Origin of the sequence: Clostridium aquiflavi (assembly GCF_031344075.1) — a bacterium.
Taxonomy (GTDB): domain Bacteria; phylum Bacillota; class Clostridia; order Clostridiales; family Clostridiaceae; genus Clostridium; species Clostridium aquiflavi.
In genome coordinates this window covers 1-20,253 of the sequence record NZ_JAVJAN010000047.1, presented here as the reverse complement: position 1 = coordinate 20,253, position 20,253 = coordinate 1, and the positions used below count along the sequence as shown (strand labels likewise).

The 20,253-nt window shown below is 27.8% G+C and carries 16 protein-coding genes and 1 tRNA gene; 5 read left to right on the top strand and 12 right to left on the bottom strand.

Annotated elements, in window-relative coordinates; translation table 11 throughout:
- Window positions 1-451: 451 nt before the first annotated feature.
- The 4 genes from RGC78_RS14295 to RGC78_RS14280 all read right to left on the bottom strand — a co-directional run bounded on the left by RGC78_RS14295 (window position 452) and on the right by RGC78_RS14280 (window position 4,261).
- The gene (locus RGC78_RS14295; protein ID WP_252226834.1) at window positions 452-973 is read right to left on the bottom strand and encodes a coiled-coil domain-containing protein; all 522 of its coding nucleotides are present in this window, start codon (window positions 971-973) and stop codon (window positions 452-454) included.
- Between the two features lie 177 nt (window positions 974-1,150).
- Window positions 1,151-2,443, bottom strand: a complete 1,293-nt coding sequence (locus tag RGC78_RS14290) for a dicarboxylate/amino acid:cation symporter (RefSeq protein WP_309556854.1) — start codon at window positions 2,441-2,443, stop codon at window positions 1,151-1,153.
- A gap of 425 nt (window positions 2,444-2,868) precedes the next feature.
- Window positions 2,869-3,825 (bottom strand): SPFH domain-containing protein, encoded by a 957-nt coding sequence (locus RGC78_RS14285; protein WP_252226836.1) that lies wholly within the window; start codon window positions 3,823-3,825, stop codon window positions 2,869-2,871.
- Window positions 3,818-4,261, bottom strand: coding sequence for an NfeD family protein (locus tag RGC78_RS14280; protein WP_252226838.1), 444 nt, complete (start codon window positions 4,259-4,261; stop codon window positions 3,818-3,820). The genes RGC78_RS14285 and RGC78_RS14280 overlap by 8 nt, the downstream gene beginning before the upstream one ends.
- 302 nt (window positions 4,262-4,563) lie before the next feature.
- Here RGC78_RS14280 and RGC78_RS14275 point away from each other — a divergent pair, with 302 nt between their 5' ends.
- Window positions 4,564-6,462, top strand: coding sequence for an NAD(+) synthase (locus RGC78_RS14275; protein ID WP_309556853.1), 1,899 nt, complete (start codon window positions 4,564-4,566; stop codon window positions 6,460-6,462).
- Window positions 6,463-6,614: 152 nt separating this feature from the next.
- Complete coding sequence (locus RGC78_RS14270; protein WP_252229962.1) at window positions 6,615-7,643, top strand: branched-chain amino acid aminotransferase; 1,029 nt, start codon at window positions 6,615-6,617, stop codon at window positions 7,641-7,643.
- A gap of 273 nt (window positions 7,644-7,916) precedes the next feature.
- Here RGC78_RS14270 and ymfI read toward each other — a convergent pair whose 3' ends face one another.
- The 5 genes from ymfI to RGC78_RS14245 form a co-directional block, all read right to left on the bottom strand.
- Window positions 7,917-8,660 carry an elongation factor P 5-aminopentanone reductase gene (ymfI, locus tag RGC78_RS14265; protein WP_309556852.1) on the bottom strand — a complete coding sequence of 248 codons (744 nt, stop codon included), beginning with the start codon at window positions 8,658-8,660 and terminating at the stop codon, window positions 7,917-7,919.
- A gap of 228 nt (window positions 8,661-8,888) precedes the next feature.
- Window positions 8,889-9,824: a dipeptidase gene (locus tag RGC78_RS14260; RefSeq protein WP_309556851.1), complete on the bottom strand. Its 936-nt coding sequence runs from the start codon at window positions 9,822-9,824 to the stop codon at window positions 8,889-8,891.
- A gap of 28 nt (window positions 9,825-9,852) precedes the next feature.
- Entirely contained in the window at window positions 9,853-10,767 is a 915-nt protein-coding gene (locus tag RGC78_RS14255; RefSeq protein ID WP_252212440.1) for a metallophosphoesterase, read from the bottom strand.
- Window positions 10,768-11,057: 290 nt separating this feature from the next.
- The gene (gene glyA, locus RGC78_RS14250; RefSeq protein ID WP_309556850.1) at window positions 11,058-12,293 is read right to left on the bottom strand and encodes a serine hydroxymethyltransferase; all 1,236 of its coding nucleotides are present in this window, start codon (window positions 12,291-12,293) and stop codon (window positions 11,058-11,060) included.
- 120 nt (window positions 12,294-12,413) lie between these two features.
- Complete coding sequence (locus tag RGC78_RS14245; protein ID WP_286674014.1) at window positions 12,414-12,548, bottom strand: ASCH domain-containing protein; 135 nt, start codon at window positions 12,546-12,548, stop codon at window positions 12,414-12,416.
- Window positions 12,549-12,819: 271 nt separating this feature from the next.
- Between RGC78_RS14245 and RGC78_RS14240 the strand changes: the two genes are divergently transcribed.
- A tRNA-Met gene (locus tag RGC78_RS14240) sits at window positions 12,820-12,895 on the top strand.
- A 250-nt stretch (window positions 12,896-13,145) separates the two neighbouring features.
- Here the strand turns inward: RGC78_RS14240 and RGC78_RS14235 are convergent.
- Window positions 13,146-14,057, bottom strand: a complete 912-nt coding sequence (locus tag RGC78_RS14235; RefSeq protein ID WP_252212442.1) for a DUF2935 domain-containing protein — start codon at window positions 14,055-14,057, stop codon at window positions 13,146-13,148.
- A gap of 281 nt (window positions 14,058-14,338) precedes the next feature.
- Here RGC78_RS14235 and RGC78_RS14230 point away from each other — a divergent pair, with 281 nt between their 5' ends.
- The gene (locus tag RGC78_RS14230) at window positions 14,339-15,202 is read left to right on the top strand and encodes a hypothetical protein (protein ID WP_309556849.1); all 864 of its coding nucleotides are present in this window, start codon (window positions 14,339-14,341) and stop codon (window positions 15,200-15,202) included.
- A 66-nt stretch (window positions 15,203-15,268) separates the two neighbouring features.
- Here the strand turns inward: RGC78_RS14230 and brnQ are convergent, their stop codons facing one another.
- Together brnQ and RGC78_RS14220 are read right to left on the bottom strand one after the other, a co-directional pair.
- Window positions 15,269-16,582 (bottom strand): branched-chain amino acid transport system II carrier protein, encoded by a 1,314-nt coding sequence (gene brnQ, locus RGC78_RS14225; protein ID WP_252212444.1) that lies wholly within the window; start codon window positions 16,580-16,582, stop codon window positions 15,269-15,271.
- A gap of 401 nt (window positions 16,583-16,983) precedes the next feature.
- Window positions 16,984-18,540: an ABC-F family ATP-binding cassette domain-containing protein gene (locus RGC78_RS14220; protein ID WP_252212445.1), complete on the bottom strand. Its 1,557-nt coding sequence runs from the start codon at window positions 18,538-18,540 to the stop codon at window positions 16,984-16,986.
- A 429-nt stretch (window positions 18,541-18,969) separates the two neighbouring features.
- Between RGC78_RS14220 and RGC78_RS14215 the strand changes: the two genes are divergently transcribed.
- Window positions 18,970-19,962, top strand: coding sequence for a calcium/sodium antiporter (locus RGC78_RS14215; RefSeq protein WP_252226846.1), 993 nt, complete (start codon window positions 18,970-18,972; stop codon window positions 19,960-19,962).
- Window positions 19,963-20,253 lie beyond the last annotated feature (291 nt).

Genomic DNA, 20,253 nt, shown 5'->3' with positions numbered 1-20,253 from the left:
GAACTTAGGAATGCTAAAATGAGTATAGTCCCATTTTAGCTTGCTCCCAATATAAAATTGAGACAAGCAGTAAATGTGACAATATTCATTAAGAATTCTCAAAGTCCAATTACAATGCCACTTTACCTATTGCATATATCAACACGCATTTAAAACATATCCTAATTTTAATTTTTTCATTGTTGGTTTTCAGAAAAATTTAAATGTTTTAGAAAATATTAATCACAAAAATAAGTATGAATTAAATAAAATAGGGGCATAATAAAATTAATCCTTATTTATATATAATAAAAATTTAGTCTCTTATAGTTAGTACTATTTACTTGTTAACTTTTTAAAATACTTATAAAAACAAGGGTATAAGAAAATAAAATATACTTTCTTATACCCTGTTTTTCATTATTAGCTCTGTTTTATATAAATGTACTACCAAAACATAACATTTATGTTTTTATTTCTTTCCAAATCTATCAAGTGCATTTTGTAAATTTTCAATTTGTAATTCAAATTGATCTTTTAAATCTGTCACCTCTGTTTTATCAATAATGTCCTCATCTTTTTTATCTTCAATTTTATCTTTAGCTTCATCAACATTATCTTTAAGTTCGTCTAATTTGTCTGTTATTTCATCGAATTTATCCTTTAAGTCTTCACTTTTACCTTCTAGATCGGCTTGATTCAATTTATCTGTTAATTCATCAGCTTTATCTGCGAATTCTTTCATCATTCTTTCTTTGTCTTCATCAAACTCGTCCATTTTATCTGCTATTTCAGATGGAGTATCTCTTAATTTGTCTTTTAATTCTTGAATGTCATCTGAATCAAATATATCATCAACCTTTTCTGAAGATGGTGTTTCATCTTCTGATTGTTTTACAGTCAAAACATAATCATCCTGTAAATTACACCCTATTAGACTAAATCCCAAAATAAAAATTAAACCCATAGATATTATTAAATTTCTTTTTTTCATTTATTCACCTCAAACAAAAACTTATAATTTTCATATGTATTTTACTTATGTATCATATTTTAATACTTTTGTATCTTTTATTCAATGTTTTTAGACTAATCAGTACTAAAAAAAATAAAAACAAGCACCTCAAAATGATTTCATAATCATTTAGAGATACTTTATTTTAACATATATTTATAAAGCTTCTATAATATTTTCATCTATAACTTCCTCTTCATTTTCAAATATTTCTTCATTAAATTCACCTTCTTGTTTTGCTACTATGGTTGTACAAATAGCATCACCTGTAATATTAACAGCAGTTCTAGTCATATCTAATATTCTATCTATGCCCATGATTAAAGCTATACCTTCTACAGGTAAATTTACTGAATTAAATACCATTGATAATGTAATAAGTCCAACACCCGGCACTCCTGCTGTTCCTATAGATGCTAATGTTGCAGTAAGTATTACTGTTATATAGTCATTTATACCAAGATTTATTCCAAATGCTTGTGCTACAAATACAACAGCAACTCCTTGCATTATTGCTGTTCCATCCATATTTATAGTTGCTCCTAACGGTATAGTAAAAGATGAAATTTTCTTAGATACACCAATCTTTTTACTCAGTGTATCTATTGATAAAGGAATAGTCGCATTTGATGTTGCCGTAGAAAATGCGAAACTCATTACTGGTGCAAATTTCTTAAGAAACTTTATAGGGCTAAGATTAGAAAATCCTTTTAGCATTATCATATACGTTCCTAAACATTGTAATGCTAAAGCTAAGAAAACAGCACTCATATACTTTAACATAGGCGTGAATGCATCCCATCCAATAGTTGCAAATGTAGTTGCTATCAAGCAAAAAACTCCTATAGGTGCAACTTCCATAACTATCATTGTCATTTTCATCATTATTTCATTACTTGCCTTAAAGAAATCAGCTACTATTTCTGTTTTTTTCCCTAAAGTAGCTAAAATAATTCCTACCATCATCGCAAAAAATATTATTTGAAGCATATTTCCTTCTGCTAATGCATTTATTGGATTTATTGGAATTATATCTAAAATCACATCAGAAAATGCTTTACTTTCAGCTATAGTTGGTTCAGTTATTTGAATGCTAGACATATCAAGACCTATTCCAGGATTTATAAGTTTTCCAACACTAATAGCTATAGTTACAGCAATTGCTGTAGTAGCTATATAAAATGCCATTGTCTTTATACCAACTTTTCCAAGCTTCTTAGTATCACCTATTGCTAAACTGCCACATACTAGTGAACAAAACACCAACGGTACTACAAGCATTTGCATTGCCCTTAAGAATCCTTTTCCTAATATCTTAAATACCCCATCAATTAAGATAACATCTCTAATCGTTCCTTTTGGAACAAAGTTATATAAAATTATACCACAGATTGCTCCAAGTATTAACGCAATAAATACCTTTGTAGTCAAACCTAATTTATTTTTCATAAAGTCCCCCCAATCATTTGAAAATGAATTATAAAATTATTTTCTTGCATTTGTTATATTTATATTATATTCTACAGTTCAAAGATTGTCCATATGTTTGTGAGTTTATCTACTTATATCATATTAAATTTTATAATAGTATATAATATTTTTTGCAATTTTATGAATAAACTACAATTCACTTATTCATTTTACATACTTTTGACACAATTGAATTTTATTATATAAAATAATTCACATTAAATCTAAAGTTTATATGCAGGATCTACATGTTCTAAAAGTTTAGATTTTTTTCTTTACATCTTATTTTTCCTCTTTAATTTTAAATTAAAGCTCTCCTAACTTATATTTGCTCAAATTTTATGTAACCAAAAAGGCATATTAGGTTACAAACCTAATATGCCTAAAATTAATTCTATAAATTTTTAATCATTCTTCTTTTTTGAGAAATCTTTTAATGTATCTGCAATTGCAGCTATACTTCCAAGTGATGATAAAGTTTCATTTGGTAATATAAGCTTATTTGCTGGATTTAACGCCATTTCTTTAAGCGCTTCAACTTGCTTTAAAGCAATGACTGTTTCATTAGTACCAGAATCAATAATCGCAGTATTAACTTTTCTTATAGCTTCTGATTCTGCAATGGCTATTTGTTCAATAGCTTTAGCTTTACCTTCTGCTTCAAGTAATTGAGATTCCTTTAATCCTTCTGCTCTTCTAATATTAGCTTCTTTTTCTGCTTCAGCTTTAAGTATTTGAGATTGCTTTTCTCCTTCTGCCTTTTCTATTTGAGATTGTCTAAGACCTTCTGCTTGAAGTATCATAGCTCTCTTGTCTCTTTCAGCTCTCATTTGCTTTTCCATAGCTTGTTGAATTTCAGCAGGTGGTATAATATTCTTTATTTCAACACTTAAAATCTTTATACCATATGCATCAGTAACTTCATCTATTATACTTAAAAGGTTTTGATTTATTGAATCTCTACCACTTAATATTTCATCTAAACTCATATTACCTAAAATATTTCTTATGTTTGTTGTTGCTGAATAAACTATACCAGCTGTGTAATCCTCTATGTTGTATACTGCGTCTTTAGCATTTAACATTTTAAAGAATATTACGTTATCAACTGAAATTTTTACATTGTCTTTAGTAATAACTGATTGTGGTGGTACATCTAAAATTTGTTGTTTTGTTGAAACTTTTCTTCTAACAAAATCAACAAAAGGTATTAAGAAATGCCATCCTGGTTCCAATACTCTACTGAATTGTCCAAATCTTTCTACAATACATAAATACCCTGTATTTACTACTTTTATTGACGAAAATATTGTAAATATTATAAATATTAATATTAGTGGTGTTCCTATAAGTCTAAACATTTTTATTTTCCCCCTCTAACTTTTTAATTTTAAATTTTGTGCCATCAATGCTTGTAATAATGAACCTTTCGCCTGCCTGAATATTCTGCCCTTCATTAACTACAGTCCAATATATTCCATTGATTTTTAAGGTTGCTTTTTGGTCTATATTTTCTTCTGCTGTTATAACTTTGCCTATATATGTCTCTTCCATAAGCGGTATTCTATGTTCTGAGTTTTTATATTTCTTTCTTATCCATGGATATCCTATTGATATTGATATTATTCCTACTATTAAAAATATTATTACTTGCAACAAAAAAGTAGCTTTCAATCCAGCTGCAAAAATTGCTGTAAGTGCTCCTATGGAAAACCATACAAATAAAAAACTGCTGGTAAAAACATCAATCACAAATGCTGCAACCGCAATCACAATCCAGAAGATTATACTTCCCATCACCTTCACCCCTTTTCTTTTATTTCCTAAATTTCTTAATATTAGTATACCATTAATTAATATGCAACAATTAATTATTTAAGATAACTCTATTATACAGTATTAATTACTTTATTACAACATATTTCTTATCTTTTAAACAATTATTTACCATCCCTTACTTTTCTTTAAAATACCATATATACTATTATCGAACATATTCCAATTGATTTTATATAATTTTCAGCATATTATGATTATATATACAAATGCTATTTGGTTATACTAAAAGCATATACTAAAAAAATTGGAGTTGATCTAATATGGATTTTATAAAAATTGCATCCGCATGTCCAAAAACTAAAGTTGGAGATATCAATTATAATATATCTAATATTTTGAAATGTATAGATGATGCTAAAAGTAATAATAGTAAATTTATAGTTTTTCCAGAACTTTGTGTAACTTCATATACATGTGGAGATTTATTCTTAAATGATACTTTATTAAACAAATCAATAACTGGAATAAATCAAATATTAAATGCTACAGAAAATTGTGATATGTTAATTGCGCTTGGAGCACCACTACTTATAAATAGTGTGCTTTATAATTGTGCCTATTTGCTTTTCAAAGGTAAAATATTAGGTATAGTTCCTAAATCATATATACCCAACTATAGTGAATTTTATGAAAAAAGATGGTTTACAGAAGGACTTTCTTTAGAAACGCAAGAAATAGATTTACCTATTCAAAAAAATGTACCTTTCGGAACAAATCTCATCTTTTCTTCTCAAATAGCTAATTTCGGAGTTGAAATATGTGAAGACTTATGGGTAACTATACCTCCTAGTTCATACCTCTCTTTATTAGGTGCACATATAATAGGAAATTTATCTGCTTCAAATGAATTAGTAAGCAAAAAAGATTATAGAAAAAGTCTTGTTTCAAATCAAAGTGCTAGATGTCTTTGTAGTTATGTATATTCTTCTGCCGGAGTGCATGAATCCTCTACAGATTTATTATTCAGTGGACATTTAATGATAAGTGAAAATGGTTCTATTTTAAAAGAAAATGAAAGATTCCAAAGAGAAAATGAAGTTATTTACTCTTGTGTAGATATTTTTAAACTTAAATCTGAAAGACTAAAAAACCTTAGCTTTAGAGATGCTACTAAATTCACAGGAAAAAAACCTCATATAATAAACTTTAAATTTGGCTGTACTAATATTAGTCACTTTGACAGATTTATAGATAAACATCCATTTGTACCATCATCTAAAATAGAGCGTGAAGAAAGATGTAAGGAAATATTTAATATCCAAAGTGCTGCTTTAGCTAAAAGATTTGAACATACAAGTTCTAAAAAAGCTGTAATTGGAATATCTGGAGGATTAGACTCTACCCTTGCACTTCTTGTTATAGTTAAAACATTCGAACTACTTAACTTAGATAAAAGTAATATAGTTACTATAACAATGCCTGGTTTTGGAACAACAGATAGAACTTATAACAATGCATTAACTTTATGCAAAGAATTAAATTGTGATTTAAGGGAAATAAATATAGTAGATGCTTCTCTTCAACATTTTAAAGACATAGGACATGATAAAAATATTCATGACGTTACTTATGAAAATGTTCAAGCAAGAGAAAGAACTCAAATTTTAATGGATTTAGCTAATAAAGAACAAGGTCTTTTAATAGGAACTGGTGATTTATCCGAGCTAGCCCTTGGATGGTGTACTTATAACGGTGATCACATGTCAATGTATTCAGTAAATCCATCTATACCAAAAACATTAGTTAGATATTTGGTTAGATATGTTGCTGAAAAGGAATCTAACGCAGAAGTTAGTAAAACACTTATTGATATCTTAGATACTCCTGTAAGTCCAGAATTACTTCCTAAAGATGCAAATGGAGAAATTTCGCAAAAGACTGAAGATATAGTAGGACCTTACGAACTTCATGATTTCTTCCTATATCACTTTATAAAGCATGGATCATCAAAAGATAGAATTTTATTTTTGGCTAAAGAAGCATTTAAAGATGATTATAGTGATGAAGAAATTGAAAAATGGCTTAATAAATTTATGTGGAGATTTTTCACTCAACAATTTAAAAGAAGCGCTTTACCAGATGGTCCAAAGGTGGGAAGTATCTCTTTAAGTCCTAGAGGAGATTGGAGAATGCCTTCAGATGCAGAACCTTGGAAATAATTATAAATTAATCAATATTTTTATAATTATGTTATTAATCTAGTAATAAATAGAGACTTTTTATGCTTAACTATAGAAATTTTGTTTTAGTAGTGTTAGAATAAAATGTATTAAATAAAGGCAATAAGCCTATAGATATGGAGGAATGTACAATGGGGAAAAAAGTTGATATGGATTGGGGTAAACTAGGATTTAGTTACATAAAAACAGACTATCGTTATATTTCAACTTGGAAAGATGGTAAATGGGATGATGGTAAGCTTGTAGAAGATAATATGCTTAAAATGAGTGAAGCTTCTACTGTTCTTCATTATGGTCAAAGTTCTTTTGAAGGATTAAAAGCTTATACAACAAAAGAAGGGAAAATACAATTATTCAGACCTAATAGAAATGCTGCTCGTATGAATGAAAGTTGTGATAAACTTCTTATGCCAAATATTCCTGAAGAAAAATTTATAGACGCATGTATGCAAGTTGTTAAAGCTAACGAACATTTTGTTCCACCATACGGTACTGGTGCAACTTTATATATTAGACCTGTTATAATGGGAGTTGGAGATAATATCGGCGTAAAGCCAGCATCTGAATATATTTTTACAGTATTTTGTATGCCAGTAGGACCTTACTTCTCTGGTGGATTAAAACCTTGTAACTTTATCGTTCAAGATGAATTTGATAGAGCCGCTCCACACGGTACTGGAAAACAAAAAGTTGGTGGTAATTATGCAGCCTCTCTTGAAGCTCATAAAAAAGCTACCGATGCTGGATATGCAGATTGTATTTATTTAGATCCTACTACCCACACAAAAATCGATGAAGTTGGGGCTGCAAACTTTATAGGAATAACTAAAAATAATGAATTTGTAACACCTAAATCTTCATCAATATTACCTAGTATAACAAAATATTCTTTACTTTATATAGCTGAACATTATTTAAATATGCCAGTATATGAAAGAGAAGTTTTTGTTGATCAATTAGATGAATTTGCAGAAGCTGGTGCTTGTGGTACTGCTGCTGTAATAACTCCAATTGGGGCTATAGATTATAACGGAAAGAGATTTGTGTTCCATAGCGAAACTGAAGTTGGACCTACAATAAAGAAATTATATGAAATACTTTCTGGAATCCAAACAGGTGATGTAGAAGCTCCTGAAGGATGGATATACGAAGTTAAATAGATTTTTAATTTATACTATATTTTAAACAAGTTTTAATATTATAGCATAAAACTTTTAAAGTAAAGAAGCTTACTTTAAAAAAAGTAAAATACAATTAAAATAAAAAGCAAGGTAGTATGAAAAATATTAATTAAAATATTTTTATCTACCTTGCTTTTTATACTATTCAATTTATACTTTCCAGTATTTATTATTTTAGTATTCCTAAGTTCAATTACTTAGTCCACTTTACTTATGCATATATCAATGCACTTTTAAAACACAGCCTATTATTTAAATATATCCACCATCAGCTCTTATAATTTGACCTGTTACATAAGAAGAATCATCACTACATAAAAAAGAAACTATTTTTCCAATTTCATTTGGATTTCCAAATCTCATCATTGGAATTTCTTCCTCTAATGCTTTTTTATCATCACCTTGTAAAAAAGCATTCATTTGTGTATCTATAACTCCTGGTGCAACACAATTTACCCTTATATTAGATGCTGCTACTTCTTTTGCTAAGGATTTCGTAAATAGATTTATTCCACCTTTTGTAGTAGAATAAACCACTTCACACGAAGCTCCCACTTCCCCCCACATAGATGAAATATTTACGATTGATCCATATTGTCTTGATATCATATCTTTAATAACATGTTTCGTTAAATACATAGCTCCTATTAAATTTGTATTTAATAAATTATCAATATCTTCCTTAGTTAAATCCATAAATAATCCTATATTACTTTTTCCTGCATTATTAATTAATATATCTACTTTCCCAAACTTCTCTATAGTATGTTGTACTAACTTTTCACTTTCTTCATAAGAAGATATATCACACTTATATACTGCACCATATCCACTAACATCTTTTATTTCTTGCAGTGTTTCATTTGCACCATCATCATCTTTAGAATAATTTATAATAACGCTTGCGCCTTCTTTTGCCAATTCTACAGCAATTCCCCTTCCAATCCCTCTTGAAGAACCAGTCACGATTGCTATTTTCCCAACTAATTTTCCCACGTTTTTTCTCCTCATCTTATCTATTTTAATACTCAGTATATTATTTTTAAAATTATCAATTTATTCAATCGTGTTTTAATTATAGCCCTATATTTTTAATATGTGTAATATAATCAGTAAGTAAAATAGTTTTGCAATTTTAATATTCTTAGATTTAATTACTATAATCTACTCAATTTTACTTATACATCTATTGACACCTTCCCAAAACATCTTCTAATATAAAGTCTATTTTAACACATCATTAAAAACTCTTTTAACATTTTTGTAGAAGATTTTTTCTACATCATTTTCTGTAAATCCATTTTTCTTAAGCACATCATATAGCTTATAAAACTCTGAGCAATTTTGTATTTCAACCTCATTATCTATTCCATCAAAATCACTACCAAGAGCTATAACATCGATTCCTCCAATATTTCTTATATGCTTTATATGCGTTAGCATTTCTTCTATAGAAGATATTTCTTCATTGCCTAAAAAACTAGAGCAAAAATTTATTCCCATTACTCCACCTTTATCTGACAATAATTTTATCATTTCATCAGTAAGATTTCTAGGATGATTAGTTATTGCACGTGAATTAGAGTGTGATGCTATAAAAGGTTTCTTACATAATTTAACCAAATCATAAAATCCACCATCAGATAAATGCGATACATCTGGTATAATACCTAAAATCTCCATCTCTTGTAATATATCTTTACCTAAAGATGTTAATCCATTTTCTTTAAAAATATAGTTTGCATTTGGGTATCCAAGCTTATTTTCATAATTCCAAGTGATTGTAATTATTCTAATTCCCATTCTATAAACTTCTCTTAACTTTTCAACATCACCTTCTATTACTTCCCCTTCTTCTATAGATAAAAATGCTCCTATTTTATTTTTTCTATTACATTCATCTAACTCTTTTATATTAGTTACAATTTCTATTTTATTTGAATTGTTATCTAATTCAAGTTTAAAGTTATTATAAAGCTTTAAAAACTCTTCAAAAGGAGTTTTAGTAATGTCTTGATCTATAAAAAAAGCAAATACTTGTGCTAAAGCCTCTCCTTTTTTTAATTTATCTAAAGTAACCTTACAAACATCATTTTTTATGTTTAATTTATCATAGTATATTTTACTTGCAGTATCACAATGTAAATCAATAAAATTCATTTATTTTTCCTCCAAAATTTATTTCATTTTATAATCTTTTTGCATAATCTAAATATTTTTCAATTTTCTCTGGCCCCCCTATTATGCTTCTCTTTATATATAAACTATTTTTTTCATCAACTTCTACACTCCATTTTATCAAATATATTTGACCGTCTACTATTTCAATTGTAGTTATTGTTGACGGAAATACACAACATCCATCATTAAAATAAAGACCCTTTCCCGCTTCTGGAAAAACATCATGATGGGTATGTCCACAAATAAGCATTCTTTTTTCTTTTCTTGCTGTTCTCTCTAAAATTTCATCAATTTTACTTCCTTTTCCATAGTTGTTAGCCGGACTCACTGGAGCCTTAAAGCCTGCAAAGCCTTCTAATATTCTCCAAACATATCTAACTAAAAATCTACTTATTTTCCATAACTCACAATTCATAAAATCTACTTGATGACCATGAAAAACTAATATATCTTTGTTCGTTGGAGTATATCTCAAAACAAGGCCTTCATGAAATTGTATATTATTATAAAGTTTAACTAACTCTTTACCAAAATTATATCCTATTTGAGCAAGTAATTTTTCTTGCTTAGGTATAAAATTAGGTTTAGCTTTTACCATATCATGATTACCATAAAGTAAATATAATCTTTTTTTAGCATTAAATTTATTTAATATTTTAAATATATCATCATAATTATAAGCTATATCTATGCAATTCTTATTTTTCCATAATTCATCCCCATCACCTATTTCAATTAAGTTAAAGTCATCCTTCAAATAATATCCAAGAGCTGCTTTGTATATATTTTTATTAGGCCTTAATGAATCCGCATTTCCACCATCACCTCTATGCATATCGCTTATAAAAACTATTTTAGAATTTTTATCAAATTCTAATACTGGACTATCTTTTGATATTCTCTTAATAAATTTACCATTCATTATAAAACCCTATTTAAAATTAATTCTATCTATTATATGCATTTATTAAATGTGTGGTTAATTATATAAGGTTCTGTTTTAAATATGTGTTGATATATATAATAGGTAAAGTGGCATTGTAATTGGACTATACTCATCTTAGCATTCCTAAGTTCAATTACTCAGTCCATTTTGCTTATGTATATATCAACACTCTACTAAAACACAGCCTTACATGAAAAAAAGCTGTTCAAAACAGAAATTATATTTCTATTTTGAGACAGCTTATCTTAAATAATTAAATTCAATTATTATTTATATAGAGGATACTTTTCACATAAAGCTTTTACTCTTTGCTTATATTGTTCTAAGTCTTTATCTCTATTAATGATTGTTTCGTTGATTATATCTGCTATTTCTTCCATGTCTTTTCTTTCAAATCCTCTAGTTGTAATAGCAGCTGTACCTATTCTAACTCCTGAAGTTACAAAAGGACTTCTAGTTTCATTTGGTACTGTATTTTTATTAAGAGTAATTCCTACTTCATCTAATAATTTTTCAGCATCTTTTCCTGTAATATCTTTGTTATTCAAATCTACAAGAATTAAATGATTGTCTGTTCCATTAGATACTAACTTAAACCCTCTTTTTACTAATTGTTCACCTAGTTCTTTGCAGTTTTCTACAACGCTTGCCATATATTCTTTAAAACTTGGATCTAAAGCTTCCTTAAAGCATACTGCTTTCGCTGCTATAATATGCATTAATGGACCACCTTGCATTCCTGGGAATATATTTTTATCTAAGTCCTTAGCATATTTTTCCTTACAAAGTATTAATCCACCTCTTGGACCTCTTAAAGTTTTGTGTGTTGTAGATGTAACAAAATCTGCATATGGTACTGGTGATGGATGTAATCCTGCTGCTACAAGCCCAGCAATATGAGCCATATCAACCATTAAGTATGCTCCAATTTCATCACAAATTTCTCTAAACTTCTTAAAATCTATTATTCTTGAATATGCACTTGCACCTGCAACTATTAACTTAGGTTTGTGCTTTATAGCCAATTCTCTTACTACATCATAATTTATTTCTTCAGTATTCTTATCTACTCCATATGATACAAAGTTAAATAATTTTCCTGAAAAATTAACTGGTGAACCATGAGTTAAATGACCTCCATGGCTTAAATCCATACCTAATACAGTATCCCCATGTTCTAAAATTGTAAAATAAACAGCCATATTAGCTTGTGAACCAGAATGTGGTTGAACATTTGCATGTTCTGCTCCAAATAACTCCTTAGCTCTTTCACGTGCTATTTCTTCAACGCCATCTACTACATAACATCCACCATAGTATCTCTTACCTGGATATCCTTCAGCATATTTATTTGTTAAATAGGAACCCATAGCCTCCATTACAGCTTCACTTGCGACATTTTCTGAAGCTATTAACTCAATTCCATTTTGTTGTCTTTCTAATTCCTTTTCAATTAAAGCATAAATTTCATTATCTTCTCTGCTTATGTGTTCAAAATTCATTTTATCACCCCAATATTTTTTTACAAAGTTTTCTTATAATTTAGCATATTTTAGTATGTTAAATTATTATTATATTAAATTATAAGTTCTCCGACCAAATTTATCAACTATTTTTTTCTTTTAATTATAAATTACTTCAAATTCTTCACAAACTACCAACATATCTTCTGCAAATTCCTTATTAAAATCTTTTAATTCCCTATTAAAAAAATCAATATGTCCATTTCTCGAATTAAGTTCAAATATTCTTTTCACATTTTATTTATGCTACTGTGTTCATTACTCATAATTCTTCCCCCAAACAATACTTATTATTTAAATACTACTATATAATTATATTTAATATAAAATTAAAAATCATATTTTTATATCTGGAGCATATCATAGCATTTGATGTAATCTACTACCCTAAGAGACCTCATTAACTTTCAAGTCATAATATGACATTATTCTTCTTTGACATCATATATTAATAAAGGTATACTAAGTACATAAGTTAGCTAAGGCGACTTACAAAATATAATATCGCGGGATGGAGCAGCTGGTAGCTCGTTGGGCTCATAACCCAAAGGTCGTAGGTTCAAGTCCTGCTCCCGCAACCATAAAAAAACAAACTCTTATAGTTATTATAAGAGTTTGTTTTTTACATACAATTTCTTTATTTTATAGTCTCATATTCATTATTTAGTAATATTTTTTACATAATCTATCCTTATTCCTTTCTATTATTGGAATATATTTAAAATAAAAAAAATAAGGAGCTATTATAATAAAAATAGAGCTAGTTTTAATACTAACTCTTTTTAATAATTATGCTATTTAGAATTCTCAACATTTATATTCTATAGATAGTTAGTTTTTATGATTCTTTAAAATTCTTATATAATGATTAGCTTCTCTTAGTACATGATCAGCAAGAAGTGGTAATATTATAGATTTTATTTTACATTCAATTATCCCTTCCGTACCTGCTTTCTTAAAATCTCTTAATCTAATTGTTTCTAATAATGTATCATTTATGCATGTGCTCATTGACATATCAGTTATATTTCCTGATTTTTCAATTAAATCACTATATTCTTTTGCAAACTTACTTGAAGTGTTTATTAATTCATCCTCACTAGGATCAAGTAATCCTCTAATAAACAAAGCATGTTCCATCATAATCTGATCCCAAAACAATTGAACTTCTCCAATATCCCCTTTACCAATATCCTCTTCATTCTCAAGCGCACATATATATGAATGATATAACTTAGCTTCATGTATTATATGTTGAATAAGTAAAGGATAATTTAATGTAAATAATTCACAATTCAACATTTTTTCTAATACTTTCATTTTAAAGTCTATAAGACCATTAAGTAACTTTATAGCCCTATTATTAAGTTTTTTCACACAATTTACTGTTCTACTATCAATATGTTTTTTATTTTCACACTTCAATTCTTTCTCCATTTCGGTTATCTTAGAATTTATATTTATTCCTGTATAATACTGTGTCTTTTTTTCTGTACTTAAAGTATAATCAGTAAAAATTTCTCCAGAATCTATTACAAATTCTCTAACTCTTCCATCGCTTAGCTTAACTGTATCTAATAAAAGCTTTTCAAACTCCATTTTATAATTTTCAGCTTCCTTAGAAAATTTAGTGTTTTTAGGTGTAAATCCCGCCTCTAAAAACAAAGAATGTTCCTTCATAATTCGTCCAAAAAAAAGATGTAATTCTAATGATAAAGTGACATACTTTTGACTACTTAGCATAGTTTTCCTCCAAAAAAATTTTATTATATTATACTCTTAAGGAAACCTTTTTGTTCATCTTATCCTAATTAGTTCTCCATAGAATAGTTTTATTTTATATACTCAATCCATCTATTTTCTAAATCTTTTTCCGTAATTCCAAAAATATTTTCATAATCACTAGATGACTTTAAATCTTTAAGATAATTCCCTAAATTATAAGCACAACTTTTCACTTAAAATATGTTATAATTCATAATACAAACTAATACTTTATTGGTACTAACTCAAGGAGATAAACTATGCGAATAATATCAGAAAATAACTTATGTGAAAACAGACCTTATATTAATTTAAAAAAGCTATCAGTAAAAACCTCACTAAGAGTAGCTTCAGCTGATGGACTTGGCTTTAAAGGCACTTATATAATAAACCAACATACTCAATCTTTATCTAAAAATAATAATTACACTTCAGAATATAATAAAGGCATTGAAAAAATAACATTTTATACAGAAAATTTACACGAAATGTTATTAGTTGAAGTTAATTACTCATTTAGAAGTGATGCTTCTTCTGCTAAATTTAAAGTTTATGTTATTTTAAATAATATTAAATATGCCTTACCATTTAATTATTTTGAAGATGTTTATGTAAATTGTATGGATATATTAAATAAAGAATTAAGTGATAATGAAAATTTAACTTACATAAAAGAAGGCTTTAATAATTTAAAAAAGGAAGAGATATTAGTAGATCTTAAATTAAATTTAGAAAGATTATTGGAATTTAAAGATAAAGTTAATTACAAAAGAAATGTTAATTATTTTGTAATTAATAATATAACTTCATCTATTTCAAAATATGATATAAATAATAAAAATAATAAAATAGAAATAAATGATAGAGTGAAAGTTCTTAGACATGACTATAAAACTAGGCTTTATAACTTTGTAAATCCTAGTGATAATAGTAATACAGTGATTTTGAATGAAACTGATATAATTTGTGATTTAGGTGATGAAAATAACTTCCCAACTGTTAGTATATATACTAAATATGGTCTTGGGAAATTATTAGACATTAAGAATAATGTTATTCCAACAAATAATACATTATCATTATTTGCTAATCTATTAGATTTAGGATTAAATGTTCTTAATTAGTTTTAAATAATATAAGACTAAAAAACACTTGCTCTCCCTAAGAAGAGTGCAAGTGAAATACTTATTCTAATCTTTGTTGATGTTCAATTTCTCATATCCTACTTTATTAAAGATTTTTTCATTGAAACTACTAATTATATTACTAATAATACCTCCTATTATTGCAGGTATAATCCAATTGAATCCTAAACTAGCAAAAGGAAGGCTATGTATAAAACTTATTTTAACCCCTAAACCATCAATAACAGTAATAATACTTATAACTAAAGTTGCATATGCTGCACCCTTATAAGTAGAATTCTTAATAAATCTATTTTTAAAAGATGCCATTAAAACTAATACAAGAGTTACTGGATAAAGTACAGTTAATATAGGCGCAGCTATAGATATTATTCTATTAACACCTAAATTAGAAATAATAGCACTAAACACGCAAATAAATACCACTATATTTTCATATTTAATTTTTTTATTAGTAACATCTTCAAAATATTTAGCAGTGACAGATGTTAAGCCTATTGACGTAGTAAGACAAGCAAAAGCAACAACTAAACTTAATATAATTGCACCTTTGTCTCCTAATAATTGTTTTGTTATACTAATTAATAATGTAGTTTGAGATATATTCGCATCATACACATTAGATACAGTAGCTCCTAAGTATGTTAAACCACCATACACTATTATAAGTCCACTCCCTGCAACTACAGAGGCTTTTGCAGTAAGCTTTACAATTTCATTTTTGTCTTTATATCCTTTTGATAAAAATGTTGCCATAATAAATGCAGCAATTCCTCCTGCCCCAAGCGCATCCATAGTTTGATATCCTTGAGCAAGTCCATTTGAAAATAACACTTCTAAGTCAATAGCATTACTTAGTTTACCTAAAGGTGAAACTACTCCTTTTACTATTAATATGGCTAAAGCAATTAAAAGCATAGGCGTTAAAAATTTTCCTATAACATCTACAACCTTAGTTGGCTTTACGGTTAAAATAAGTGTCAAGCCAAAAAATAAAATTGAAAATATAATAGGATTAACAGAATTAAATACTGGATTAATACTCATTTCTAAAGTTGTTGCACCAGTTCTCGGAATAATAAGAATTGGACCTAGACAAAGCATTATAATAAATTCTAACCAAAACCCAAATTTCTTGCCTGCTCTCCCTAAAATTGCTTGATAAGAACCCGCCTTTGCAATTGCATTAATTGATAATAATATCATACCAACATCTGAAATGATAAATCCTAAGAAACTTATCACCCATCCATTCCCCGAGGCCATTCCTATATATGGTGGAAATATTAAATTTCCTGCTCCAAAAAACATTGAAAATATTGCAAAACCAATAATAATAATATCTGTATTTTTTCTCATAAACATCCCTCTTCCACTTTTATATAGAACAAAATCGCCAAGGCGACTTTAGAGCCGTCGATTTTTTTAGCCATACACCCTTTCCAAACACAGTGCAGGAATAATGGTGTGGCATATGATTATTTTTTATTCTTTAGGGGTACTCATCATACTTTTACAATACAGCCTCCTTAAAGTTATCCACAAATTCTTTAGTAATATAAATTCCTAAAGAATAAAAAAACCACATAGCATCAATCTATGTGGCTTATAACGAATTAATTTACATAACAAGTTAAGCTTATATTAGTCATCATAAAAAGCTTCTTAATAATTCACATTTATATTATATCATCTTGTATTATATATAGCTAATAAGGCTTTGTCAACTATAGGTATTAATTCTTTAAATTGTCAAATTATTATACTATTTTAGTAGTCCAATCCTCACAATTCCAAACTTCAGTAATAACATCTCTATAGAATTCTGGTTCATGGGATACTAATAATATTGAACCTTTATATTCTTTTAATGCTCTTTTTAATTCTTCTTTAGCTTCCACATCTAAGTGATTTGTAGGTTCGTCTAAAATTAATATATTTGTTTCATTATTTAATATTTTGCATAATCTAACCTTTGCAGCTTCTCCACCTGATAAAACTCTTATTTGAGATTCTAATTGTTTTGTTGTAAGTCCACATTTAGCAAGTGCTGCTCTTATTTGATATTGAGTAAATCCAGGGAATTCTTGCCAAACTTCGTCTATACATGTATTTCTATTATCAGTTCTATCTTCTTGTTCAAAGTACCCTATGTATTGGTAATCACCTAAATTAGCTTCTCCACTTAATGGTTTTACAATTCCAAGTAAACTTTTTAAAAGTGTTGATTTACCAAGTCCATTAGCTCCAACTAGTGCAATCTTTTGTCCTCTTTCCATATATAAGTTTAATGGTTTTGTAAGAGGTGAATCATATCCTATAACTAAATCTTTAGTTTCAAAAATAACTTTACCTGAAGCTCTAGCAGCTTTAAAGTTAAATTCTGGCTTTGGTTTTTCTTTTGATAATTCAATTACATCCATTTTATCTAATTTCTTTTGTCTAGATTTAGCCATATTGGCAGTAGCAACATTAGCTTTATTTCTAGCAACGAAATCTTCTAATCTCGCTATTTCTTTTTGTTGTTTTTCATATGCAGCTTCTAACTTTCTCTTATTTTCTTCATAAAGTCTTTGGAATTCATCATAATCTCCAACGTATCTAGTTAATTTTCTATCCTCCACATGATAAATTAAATTAACTACAGAATTTAAGAATGGAATATCATGTGAAATTAATATAAAAGCATTTTCATAGTTTAACAGATATCTCTTAAGCCATTCTATATGTTCCTCATCAAGGTAGTTAGTAGGCTCATCTAAAAGTAATATGTCTGGTGTTTCTAATAATAATTTTCCTAAAAGTATCTTAGTTCTTTGTCCTCCTGATAAATCATCTACATCTCTATCAAGTCCTAAATCTAAAAGACCAAGACCTTTTGCAACTTCCTCTACTTTTGGATCAATAACATAGAATCCATTATGATCAAGCATATCTTGAATTACAGCAGTTCTTTCAAGCATTTTATTTAATTCATCTTCAGTACAATCACCCATTTTTTCATATAATGAGTTCATTTCAGTTTCTAAATCAAAAAGATATTTAAATGCATCTCTTAATGCATCTCTTATAGTTTGCCCTTTAGTTAATGCTGCATGTTGATCCATATATCCAACTCTAACATTATTTGACCAACTTACTTTACCTTCATCTGGTTGAAGTTTTCCTGTTACTATATTCATGAAAGTTGATTTACCTTCACCATTAGCACCAATAAGTCCAACGTGTTCTCCTTTTAATAATCTAAATGATACATCTTCAAATATAGCTCTATCTCCAAAGCCATGATTCATTTCTTTTACAATAAGTACGCTCATTTATCTTTAATTACTGAAAATTTATAAAAGCTTTTGCCTATGTTTTAAATATGTATTGGTATGTAAAATATGTAGAGTTAAATTAAAACATAACCTTTATTTTAATTTGTTCTTTTATAATGTTACCTGATTTTCAGTAACTTTCTCCTTCCTTATTTATTAAGTATTCAATTTATACTTAACGCTGTAACTTGCGTTTTATTTTAGTTATCCAAATTAACATCTTTAAATAGTTTAAGTGATACAAACCCTCTATGTCAAAGGAAATTATATTTATTATATAAATATAACTTTTTATATAACTAAAAACAGTGTGTATTTAAACAAAATTTTTATGTATTTAAAATCTATAAAAAAATAAAATGTTGATATATCAATGATGCATGTATTACAATATAACTATTTATATGAAGAGAAAGGAACAAAAGAATGAATTATATTATATTGTTAATTGGCTTTGTCTTATTAATAAAAGGCGCCGATATTTTTGTAGATGGTGCTTCAGTAATAGCTAAAAAATTAGGAATACCAGCAGTTATAGTAGGACTTACTATTGTATCTATAGGGACAAGCGCTCCAGAGCTTGCCGTAAGCTTAATTTCAAGTCTTAATGGCAGTAATGAAATTGCAATTGGAAATGTTATTGGATCTAACATTTTTAATACGCTTATGGTACTAGGGACTACTGCTATAGTTTTACCCCTTATAATTAAGAAAGCAACAGTAAAAAATGACTTTTTAGTAAACACTTTAGTGACTATATTACTATTTTTATTTACATTTGATAGTTTGTTTATGTCTGACACTAATATAATATCTAGATTAGATGGATTTATCTTAATTTTAATATGCATATTTTATGTTGTAGTTTTAATAAAGAAATCAAAAAAAATGCCTAATGAAGATCTAAAAGAAAATGCTAATGAATTGAAAAACTCTTTAGTAGATTTCAATGTTAATGTTAATATTTTACATAAAGTAATATTTATGATAATAGGTGTTGCTGGTATAGTTATCGGAGGAAATCTAGTTGTAGATTCAGCTACCAATATAGCGTATTCGCTTGGAATGAGTGAAAAGTTAGTTGGATTAACTATAGTAGCTGCTGGTACATCACTTCCTGAACTTGTAACATCTATTGTAGCAGCATTAAAAGGTGAAAATGATATAGCACTGGGTAATGTCTTAGGTTCAAATATATTTAATATATTGCTTATACTAGGTTTATCATCATTAATAAGCCCTATTCATGTTTCACAAGTTTTAATAACGGATTTTATTTACTTAATAGTTATTAACTTATTACTGGTAGGATTAGTTTTCTTTAACAAAGCAAAAGAAAAAAAATTAACAAGAATTGAAGGATTTTTATTAGTAGGATTATACATAAGTTATATGGCTTACATAATAATAAGAAATTAAAATAAAAAGTTCATGTTTTCTAAATGTTATGTTAGAATCATGGACTTTATTTTTTATCAACTATGTTTCAAATATTTGTTGATATATGCAATAGGTACAGTGGCATTGTAATTAGACTTTGAGAATAGTTAAGTGAGAATCAGAATTTTATATTCTGTCCATCGAACTTACTCAGCGAACATATAGGAGTCGAGCTTCCTCTTTTAATTCACATTTACTGCTTGTCTCAATTTTATATTGGGAGCAAGCTAAAATGGGACTATACTCATTTTTAGTATTCCTAAGTTTAAT

Coding starts and splice junctions, on each gene's coding strand:
- RGC78_RS14295 (WP_252226834.1), bottom strand. CDS start 973: ATGAAAAAAAGAAATTTAATAATATCTATGGGTTTAATTTTTATTTTG.
- RGC78_RS14290 (WP_309556854.1), bottom strand. CDS start 2,443: ATGAAAAATAAATTAGGTTTGACTACAAAGGTATTTATTGCGTTAATA.
- RGC78_RS14285 (WP_252226836.1), bottom strand. CDS start 3,825: ATGTTTAGACTTATAGGAACACCACTAATATTAATATTTATAATATTT.
- RGC78_RS14280 (WP_252226838.1), bottom strand. CDS start 4,261: ATGGGAAGTATAATCTTCTGGATTGTGATTGCGGTTGCAGCATTTGTG.
- RGC78_RS14275 (WP_309556853.1), top strand. CDS start 4,564: ATGGATTTTATAAAAATTGCATCCGCATGTCCAAAAACTAAAGTTGGA.
- RGC78_RS14270 (WP_252229962.1), top strand. CDS start 6,615: ATGGGGAAAAAAGTTGATATGGATTGGGGTAAACTAGGATTTAGTTAC.
- RGC78_RS14260 (WP_309556851.1), bottom strand. CDS start 9,824: ATGAATTTTATTGATTTACATTGTGATACTGCAAGTAAAATATACTAT.
- RGC78_RS14255 (WP_252212440.1), bottom strand. CDS start 10,767: ATGAATGGTAAATTTATTAAGAGAATATCAAAAGATAGTCCAGTATTA.
- glyA (WP_309556850.1), bottom strand. CDS start 12,293: ATGAATTTTGAACACATAAGCAGAGAAGATAATGAAATTTATGCTTTA.
- RGC78_RS14235 (WP_252212442.1), bottom strand. CDS start 14,057: ATGCTAAGTAGTCAAAAGTATGTCACTTTATCATTAGAATTACATCTT.
- RGC78_RS14230 (WP_309556849.1), top strand. CDS start 14,339: ATGCGAATAATATCAGAAAATAACTTATGTGAAAACAGACCTTATATT.
- brnQ (WP_252212444.1), bottom strand. CDS start 16,582: ATGAGAAAAAATACAGATATTATTATTATTGGTTTTGCAATATTTTCA.
- RGC78_RS14220 (WP_252212445.1), bottom strand. CDS start 18,540: ATGAGCGTACTTATTGTAAAAGAAATGAATCATGGCTTTGGAGATAGA.
- RGC78_RS14215 (WP_252226846.1), top strand. CDS start 18,970: ATGAATTATATTATATTGTTAATTGGCTTTGTCTTATTAATAAAAGGC.